Source organism: Kitasatospora sp. NPDC059088, from assembly GCF_042738155.1.
In the GTDB taxonomy this organism is placed as follows: domain Bacteria; phylum Actinomycetota; class Actinomycetes; order Streptomycetales; family Streptomycetaceae; genus Kitasatospora.
In genome coordinates, this window is sequence record NZ_JBHYGR010000006.1 from 70242 (window position 1) to 78869 (window position 8628).

An 8628-nucleotide genomic window follows, 5' to 3' on the forward strand; every position below is an offset into this window, starting at 1 on the left:
CGCGCCCCCCCCCACCTCGGCCCCCTCGTCCGGCTGGAGGAGCTGGCGGAGGCCTGCGCCGAGAGCCGGGGCCCGCGCAGCCCGCTCACCCTGGAGGTCCGCCAGGGCCTCGCCCACGCCCGGCTGCGCGCCGGGGACGCCGACGGGGCGGTCCGGGTGTACGAGCGGATCGTCGCCGACCGGCTCCCGGCCGGGGGCGCCGCGCCGACCGCCGCCCTCCTGGCCGGGCACGCGAGCGCCGACGACGTGGCCGTCAGCCTCGGCGCCCTGCGCACCGGGCCGGTGCCGGTCACGCCCAGCCTCGCCGTCGGCCTGGCGGCGGCCCTCGCCGCGGACGGGCGCCGCGACACCGCCCGGGAGCTGCTGGCGGCGGTCTGCGTCGGGCGCGAGGCCCTGATGGACCCCGGCCACCCGCTGGCGGCCGAGGCCCGTGCCGCACTGACCGGGCTCGACCGCGCCGAGCGGGTGCCCCTCGGCGCGGTCGCCGGCGCGCCCGTCCCCGGCGCACCCGTTCCCGGCGCGCCCGCCCAGGCCGGGCTCGGCCGGGGTGCGCCGCAACTGCTCCCCCGCCGTAGCCGCGGCTCGGTACACCGCGCCGTCGACCCGCCCGCGCCCCGGCCCGCCTGGCGGCCCCGGCTCACCCTCGTCGAGGACCCCGCCGTGGGCGTCACCACCCACCTGGAGTTCCACCTCGAACCCGCCGACGGCTCCGTGCCCGCCGCCCTCCCCGAGCTGCGCCTGGTCGCCGCAGTGTCCCCCGAGGCCGTGCTCGACCCGCCCGTCACCGACCACGTCCCCGCCGGTGCGCCCGCCCGCTTCGCCCTCACCCCGGCCGTGGCCGGCCCGCACACCGTCCGGATCACCGTCTTCGACCGGGGCCACGGCGCCGTCCTCCAGGACCTCTCCGCCGTCCTGGACGTCCCCGCCGAGAGCCCCGCCGAAGCCGGGGCCGCCGTCCCGGCCGAACCCGAAGACCAGGAGCAGGAGTAGATCGACGTGCCCCGGGACCTCCAAGTCGCCGTCCGCCAGAACCCCTCGGCCGACTACACCCGGCTGCCCCGGCAGCTCGGCCCCGCCGACGGCCTCCCGCTCAAGGGCCCGGCCCCGCTGGACCTGATCGTCTCGCTCCGCCGGCACGGCGACGAGCTCCACATCAGCGCCTTCCGCCCCGGCGAGCGCACCCCCGGGAGCCGGATCCACCGGGCCCGGCTGGCCGTCTCCGCGCCGGCGCTCCTCGGCAAGGCCGCCCGGCTGCGCTCCGTCTGGCGCGACCGGCTGATCGGCTACAACCCGGACCCGTACCACCCCTACCCCTTCGCCACCGCCGTCGACTTCACCCCGCTCGCCGAGGCCGCCGAACGCACGGTCGCCGAACTCGCCGAGGAGGGGCGGTACTTCCTGGAGAAGATGTTCGAGGGCGGCGACCGCAGCCTGGTCCAGTTCCGCGACTACCTGTACCGCACCCTCACCGAGCACGGCTCGCTGCGGATCAGCTTCGACTCGGACCTCCACCTCCCCTGGCCGATGCTCGCCGTCGAGGGCCACCAGCCGGACGACTGGGCCGACTTCCTCGGCCACCGCCACCAGGTCGAGCAGACCGGCGCCGCCTACCCGCCGATCCAGCCGCCCTCCTCCCCCCGCACCAAACCCGTCACCAGTCTCAACACCGACGACCAGCTCACCGGGATCGGCCGGGCGCCCGAGGTCCGCAAGCTGTTGGAGGACCGCTCCCAGCTGACCGTGCGCACCGAGTCGGACCGGCTGTTGGAGGCGCTGTCCGCGGCCGTGCTGGACGAGGACGTCATGTACTTCTGGTGCCACGGCCAGTTCGTCGCCAACGACTCCCCGTACGAGCAGCTCGCCGTGCGGCTCTCCGACGACCGGCACATCGACGCCGACCTGGTGCGCCGCCACCGCCGCCGCCACCTCGACCGGCCGGACGCCGTGTTCCGGCCGTTCGTGCTGCTGAACGCCTGCCACACCGGGCAGTCCGCGGCCGCCGAACTCGACCACCTGGGGCGGGCGTTGGTCGACCTCGGCGCGGACGGCGTGCTCGGGCCGCAGCTCCAGATCCCGCAGGAGTTCGCCGCCGAGTACGCCTTCGCCTTCCTCGACCACTACCTGACCGGCGAGTTCACGGCCGGCGAGATCACCCAGCAGCTGGTGCGGTGGTTCGCCCGCGAGTACCGCAACCCGCTGGCGCTCGCCTACTCCCTGCACTGCGGCATCGACAGCATCCTGGAGCTCAACCCGTGACCGCCCCCCTGCACCCGGCCTCGACGGCCACCGTACGGCCCGCGACCGTCGACCTGGACGAGCACGGCCGACTGCTCGTCCCCGGCACCACCACCCCCGTCCCCGAGGCCCGGGTCGCCGACCACCTGGCCCGCCACCTGCGGATCCCCGAGTGGGCGACCGACCTGTACGTCTACGTGCACGGCTGGCAGACCAGCCCGGCCGCCGCCGACCGCTCGGCCGCCGCCCTGGTCGAGCGGGCGGCCGCCCTGCATCGCGCCGCACCCGCCGGCTACCCCGGGCTGGCCGCCGGCTTCCGCCCCTGGTGCGTAGTGGTGCGCTGGCCGTCCTCCAGTCTGCCGACCCTGCACGGCTACCGGCGGATCCGCGAGCGGGCGCACGCGATGAGCGCCCGGGGCCAGGCCGGACGCATCCTCGGCCACCTGCTCGGCTACCTCGACACCGGCCGGGGCCGACCGGACGCCCCGCGGGTGCTGGCCAACCGCCACGGCCAGTACCTCCACCTCCTCGGGCACTCCTTCGGCGGCCGCTTCCTCTGCGAGGCCGTCCAGTACGCGGCCGACCGCCCGGCCGGGCCCCCGGTGCTCAGCTGGACCGCCCGGCCCGGCGACCCGGGCCGCCCGTTCACCGTCGACAGCGCCCTGGTCTTCCAGATGGCCGCGCCCCGGGACGCCTTCACCCGGCTCTTCCCCCGGCTGTTCCTCGGCCCCGGCCGGGCCGGCGCCCCGCTGCGCGGCCCACTGGTACTCACCCACTCCCGCTGGGACCGCGCCACCGGCTTCTGGCACCTGCGCGCCGAGGGACACCCGGGAATCGGCCACTCCGGCACCGGCGCCGCCCCCGTCCCCCAGTTCACCACCCGGCTGCGGCCCACCGACTCCCCGTACCCGCACACCGACCTCGACCACCCGATCGTCAACATCGACGCCGGCCACCGCTACCGCGGCAGCCTCGCCGCCCGTCGCCTCCACCCGTCCGGCGCCCACTCCGACTTCCAGCACCCGGAGTCCGCGCACCTGCTGCTCAGCCTGGCCTCGCACTCCCGCTAGGGCGGACCCAGCCGCGGTCCGGCGCCGCGGTCAGCGCTGGCGGACGGCGGTGAACCCGCAGACCGGTGTGCAGAGCGTGACGATGCCGCTGTAGCGGTAGTTGGTGCGCCCCCGCGAGACGGTGTGCATCGTCAGCTTCTCGCGCAGGGTCAGCTGGTGGCAGCGCGGGCAGGCGGCGTCGACCTGCTTGCCCCAGGGGCGGTTGGGGTTGAGCTTGCTGATCGCCACCCCCATCAGGACCACGGACAGGCCGGTGCCGATGAAGCCGACCGCCTGCCACACGCCCTTCCCGGACTCCCGGCGGTCGATCATCTCGTCGTAGCTGAACGTGCCCCCACCGCCGCGGTTGGAGATGATCTGGCAGGTGTTCTGCCTGGTCATGGTCTGGCCGTCGCAGTCCGGGGCGCTGGTCGGATCGGCCTTGCCGACGACCAGCGCCAGGAAGAGACCGAGGCCGGCCAGCAGGACCAGCAGCACCAGCGCCGTGGTCCGGCTGCGCCCGGTCTGCAGGCGCGTGCGCTCCTTCACCGCCGTCTCCACCACCGCGTGCGCCATGTTGCCGCCGTCGACCGCCACCACGTGTCTCCTGTTGTTCGCGTTCCGTGCTCCGTCGTTCCCCGGCGGACCGGGGCCGACACGAACCCACCATCATCAGGTCGTTGCCGTGCGGTACTTGGCGAGAGCTTGACCCTGTCGTGACCGCTTCGACGCCGGGGCGGGGCCGGGGCGAGGCCGGGGCTCAGCTCCGGACCGCCGGGGACGCCAGGTAGGCGGCGGCCTTCCCCGGGTCGAGCAGCCACTCCTCGACGTCCTCCGGGTGGTCGAAGCAGTTGGCGAACCGGTCGGCCACGGCCTGGAACCGGCCGGCCGCGCCGAACAGTTCGACGGCGTGCGGGGGCGCGGGGCGCAGCATCGCGTTCGACCAGTCGGTGACGGCCCGGCCGGTCTCCGCCCAGAAGCGGTCGAAGGCGGCCTGCTGGAAGTCCCGGTCGAGGGGCTTGTCGCCGTGCGCGAGGATCGCCTCCAGGTACCGGGCGGCGCACTTGGCGGCGGCGTTGGCGCCCTGCCCGGTGATCGGGTCGTTGGTGACGACCACGTCGGCGACGCCCAGCACCGCGCCGCCGCCCGGCAGTTCGCCGACCGGTCGGCGGACCACCGGGGCGAAGCGGCCCGCCAGGGTGGCGCCGGCGTCGGTGAGTTCGACGCCGGAGCGGGCGCGGTCGTGCTCCCAAGGAGTGAAGGCCTTCATCAACTCCAGCGTCACCCGCAGGTGTTCACCAGGCGCGCGGAGCCCGTCGAAGGCGTCCGCCGGACCGCCCGGCTGGGCCTCCCAGAGCAGGATGTCGCAGGGCCCGGCCGCCGTCAGGGCCGGCACGACGAAGAACTCGCCGACGCCGGGCACCAGGTTGCAGCGCACCGCCGGGAACTCCTGGTCGGGGCGCGGCGCCAGCCCGTACACATAGCTCGCGGCGAGCGCGCGCTGCGGACGCCGGAACGGGGAGCGCTCCTCGTCGCGCTCGAACAGCGAGGCCAGTCCGCCCTTTCCGGTGGCGACCAGCACCAGGTCGTAGGAGCCGGCGAGGTGTTCGACGTCGGCGGCGCTCACCTGCCGCACCTCCATCCGGCCGCCGCGCTCGGCGTAGAGCTCCAACCAGGTGGACATCTTCAACCGCTGGTCGACGGAGTGGGCGGGGGCCGCGAGCCGTCCGGTCCAGTCGATCACCCTGGTCGCGTCCGGGCCGCCGACCGACAGGCCGATGCCCTCGATCCGGGGCGCCGCACCGGCCCACAGGTCCAGGCCGAGGGCGCGCTCGTGGCGCAGCGCGGAGTCGAACATGCACTGGCTGGACAGCACCCGCCCGTCCCGCACCTCCTGGGCGTCACGGTCGGCCAGCAGCGTGACGTCGTAGCCGTGGGACTGCAGTCCGAGGGCCAGTTGGAGGCCGGCCTGCCCGGCGCCGATGATCAGAATCCTGCGCATCGCCCCTGCTCTCCTGGTGGTCCGTCCGGCCCGGACCGCCCGTCGGCCCGGCTGCCAGGGTTTGGATACCAGTCCGGAGCGTCCGCGTCCACGGCGCGGACGGGACGGGCGCGCGCCGGGCGGGCGCTCGGGAGCGGGCGGAGGAGCGGGCGCAGGCACGAACGGAAGCGCGGGCGCGGGCGGCGACAGCCGGCGCGGGAGCGGACGGCGGGAGCAGGCGGCAAGCTGGTGGGGACAGCGCGTGCGGGCCCGCCCCGCGCCGACCTCCCGCCGAAGGATCGCCATGGCTGCCACCCCTGCCTCCATCCCGGCTCCCGCTCCCGCCCCGGCCGACGGCATCGTGCGGGCCGTCCGGATCGCCGCCCCGGGCGGGGCTCCCGAGCTGGTCGAGGTCCCACTACGCACCCCCGGCGCCGGTTCCGTCCGGATCACCGTCGAGGCGTGCGGCGTCTGCCACTCGGACCTGCTGATCGCGGTCGGCCAGCTGCCCGGCACCACCTTCCCGGTCACCCCCGGTCACGAGATCGCGGGCCGGATCGACGCCCTCGGCGAGGGCGTCGAGGGCTGGCAGGTGGGCGACCGGGTCGCGGTCGGCTGGTTCGGCGGCAGCTGCGGGCACTGCGAGGCCTGCCGCGACGGCGACGCCATCCTCTGCCCCCACCTCCAGGTCCCCGGCGCGGCCTACCCCGGCGGCTACGCCGACTCCGTCATCGTGCCCGCCGACGCGCTCGCGGCGGTGCCCGACGGACTGACCGCCGTCGAGGCCGCGCCGCTGGCCTGCGCCGGCGTGACCGTGTTCAACGCCCTCCGCCGCTCCGCCGCCCGCCCGGGCGACACCGTGGCGGTGCTCGGCCTCGGCGGCCTCGGCCACCTGGGCGTCCAGTTCGCCCACGCCATGGGCCTGCGCACGGTCGCCGTCGCGCGCGGCGCGGAGAAGGGGCCGCTGGCGTACCGGCTCGGCGCGGACCACTACGTGGACAGCACCGCCGGGAACGTCGCCGAGGCCCTCCAGGCGCTCGGCGGGGTCAAGGTCGTGCTGGCCACCGTCACCGACGCCGACGCCATGTCCGCCACCGTCGACGGCCTGGGCCGCCGCGGCGAGCTCGTCATCGTCGGGGTGTCCCCCGCCCCGCTCGCGATCAGCCCGCTGCAACTGATCGCCGCGGACCGCAAGGTCTACGCCCACTCCTCCGGCGCGGCCCTCGACACCCGGGACACCCTGCGCTTCGCCGAGCGCACCGGCGTCCGGGCCTGGGTCGAGGAGCTCCCGCTGGAGGAGACCGCCGCCGCCGTGGCGAGGATGAGCAGCGGGCGGGCCCGGTTCCGGATGGTCGTCACCACGGGCCGCTGACCCGACGGCCGCCCCTCGGGTAGGTCAAGCGTTGGCAAAGACCCCGCCGTCGAACGCCCGATCGACGACGCTTAGGCTGGTCCGCGCCCGAACGACCCGCCGGGCGGCCGCCCGGGTACCCGGCCGGCCGCGCCGGTGCGTCGGCGGGCCCACGAACACCGGAAATCACAGGACGTACCAGGGGGACGCAGCAGCATGCACCGGGACCACGAAGAGCACGAACCGTACGAGTCGTACGAGCCGTACGGAGAAGACGGGTACGACGACCACCTCGTCCACGCAGACGGCCACCCGCAGGCCCCGCAGCGCCGGCGCTCCCGCCGGATCTGGCTGGTGGCGGTCGGCGGGGTGTTCACGGCACTGGTCGTCGTCGCGGGCTACGGCGCCTACAACGTGCTGAGCGCCGTGTCCGGCGGCTCCACCGACACCGGCGGCGGGGCCGCCTCCACGACCGCCAAGGAGCCGCAGGCGCCGCCCACCGCCGAACAGGCCGACGCCGTGGCCAAGGACTTCCTGGCGGCCTGGGGCCGCGGCGACCTCACCGTCGCGGCCGGGCTCACCGATCGCCCGGAGGCCGCCCGGATGGCGCTCGCCTCGTTCCACGACAACGTGTCCGCCCGCGCCCTCACCCTGACCGGGACGGGCCCCGCGCCCGCCGGCACGCCGAGCGAGCCCGCCGTCGGCTACCGGGTGCGGGCGGAGTTCGACGGCACCGCGCAGGCCTGGGAGTACGAGAGCGCCCTCGGCGCGGTGCGTGCCTCCGACGGGCGGGTGCTGGTGCGCTGGGCGCCGACCGTGGTCCACCCCAAGCTGGCCGCGGGCCGGACCCTCGCCGTGAAGGCCCTGCCGAACCCGGTGTCCAAGCCCACCGACCGCAAGGGGCGGCCGCTGGACGCGTTCCCGTCGCTGCAGTCCGTGCTGCCCCAGATCGCCCCGCCCGACGGCGCGAAGGCCGTCACCGGGCAGGCCGTGGTGCTCTCCGGCGGCGGGCAGGAGGCGGAGGAGCTGTTCGTGCTGACCCCGCCGAGCGCCCCGCAGGTCAAGCTCACCCTGGACGCCGACCTCCAGCAGGTCGCCGAGGAGGCGGTGAAGCAGCAGTCCGCGAACGGCAAGCCCGCCTCGCTGGTGGCCGTCCAGCCGAGCACCGGCAACATCCTGGCGATGGCCTACGCCCCGCAGGGCGGCTTCAACCGCGCGGTCGGCGGCGGACAGGCGCCCGGTTCGACGATGAAGGTGATCACCGCGGCCGCGCTGCTGGAGGCCGGGGTCACCCCGGACACCGCCGCGCCCTGCAAGGAGACCACCAACTCGCCCCGGACCTGGCACAACGACGAGCCCGGCAACCACCTCGACTACAGCCTCAGCGACGACTTCATCCACTCCTGCAACACCGGCTTCATCGACAAGGGCCTGGAGAAGCTCCAGCTCGGCACGCTGGGCTCGGTCGCCCGCGACCAGTTCGGCCTCGGCCTCCAGTGGCGGATCGGCATCCCGAGCCGCGACGCCACCATCCCGGTGCCGGGCAACAAGGACGAGGCGGCGGCCGCGTACATCGGCCAGGGGCAGATCCAGGTGAACTCGCTGCTGATGGCCTCCGTCGCGGCCACCGTGCAGAGCGGAACGTTCCGTCAGCCGGTGCTCCGCGAGGACGTCAAGCGGGTGACCGCCCCTGGGAAGCTGCCCTCCGACGTCGCCCAGGGGCTGCGCTCGATGATGGCCAGGACGGCGACCCAGGGCACCGCCCGCACCCCGATGTCCGGCCTCGGCGGCCAGATCGGGGCCAAGACCGGCACCGTCGAGGCCGGCTCGGGCCAGGCCACCAACAGCTGGTTCATCGCCTACCGCAACGACCTCGCCGTCGCGGCCGAGGTCGAGGGCGGCGGCCACGGCAACAGCGCCGCCGGCGTCGCGGCCGCCCAGGTGCTCAAGGCGGGCGGCAAGGGCTGACGGGGCCGGCGGTCGGTGCCGCCGCGTCGGCGCGGCCGGACCGG

At 75.6% G+C, this 8628-nt stretch carries 7 protein-coding genes; 5 read left to right on the forward strand and 2 right to left on the reverse strand.

Going from position 1 to position 8628, the window contains the following annotated elements:
• The 3 genes from ACFWXO_RS04655 to ACFWXO_RS04665 all read left to right on the forward strand — a co-directional run.
• Window positions 1–990: tetratricopeptide repeat protein (locus tag ACFWXO_RS04655; protein ID WP_380522197.1), on the forward strand; the 990-nt coding region annotated here is incomplete at its 5' end.
• 6 nt (window positions 991–996) lie between these two features.
• Window positions 997–2256: a CHAT domain-containing protein gene (locus tag ACFWXO_RS04660; protein ID WP_380522199.1), complete on the forward strand. Its 1260-nt coding sequence runs from the start codon at window positions 997–999 to the stop codon at window positions 2254–2256.
• On the forward strand, window positions 2253–3305 hold the full coding sequence (locus ACFWXO_RS04665; RefSeq protein WP_380522201.1) for a hypothetical protein: 1053 nt from the start codon (window positions 2253–2255) through the stop codon (window positions 3303–3305). The genes ACFWXO_RS04660 and ACFWXO_RS04665 overlap by 4 nt, the downstream gene beginning before the upstream one ends.
• A gap of 30 nt (window positions 3306–3335) precedes the next feature.
• Here ACFWXO_RS04665 and ACFWXO_RS04670 read toward each other — a convergent pair whose 3' ends face one another.
• Entirely contained in the window at window positions 3336–3881 is a 546-nt protein-coding gene (locus tag ACFWXO_RS04670) for a hypothetical protein (protein WP_380522203.1), read from the reverse strand.
• Between the two features lie 163 nt (window positions 3882–4044).
• Window positions 4045–5286, reverse strand: a complete 1242-nt coding sequence (locus tag ACFWXO_RS04675; RefSeq protein WP_380522205.1) for a styrene monooxygenase/indole monooxygenase family protein — start codon at window positions 5284–5286, stop codon at window positions 4045–4047.
• A 283-nt stretch (window positions 5287–5569) separates the two neighbouring features.
• Here ACFWXO_RS04675 and ACFWXO_RS04680 point away from each other — a divergent pair, with 283 nt between their 5' ends.
• Window positions 5570–6637, forward strand: a complete 1068-nt coding sequence (locus ACFWXO_RS04680; RefSeq protein ID WP_380522207.1) for an alcohol dehydrogenase catalytic domain-containing protein — start codon at window positions 5570–5572, stop codon at window positions 6635–6637.
• A 195-nt stretch (window positions 6638–6832) separates the two neighbouring features.
• Window positions 6833–8584, forward strand: coding sequence for a penicillin-binding transpeptidase domain-containing protein (locus ACFWXO_RS04685; protein ID WP_380522209.1), 1752 nt, complete (start codon window positions 6833–6835; stop codon window positions 8582–8584).
• Window positions 8585–8628 lie beyond the last annotated feature (44 nt).

Bases quoted from the DNA above. Each gene is read 5' to 3' on its own strand.
- ACFWXO_RS04680 (WP_380522207.1), top strand. From the start codon at position 5,570: ATGGCTGCCACCCCTGCCTCCATCCCGGCTCCCGCTCCCGCCCCGGCC.
- ACFWXO_RS04685 (WP_380522209.1), top strand. From the start codon at position 6,833: ATGCACCGGGACCACGAAGAGCACGAACCGTACGAGTCGTACGAGCCG.
- ACFWXO_RS04675 (WP_380522205.1), bottom strand. From the start codon at position 5,286: ATGCGCAGGATTCTGATCATCGGCGCCGGGCAGGCCGGCCTCCAACTG.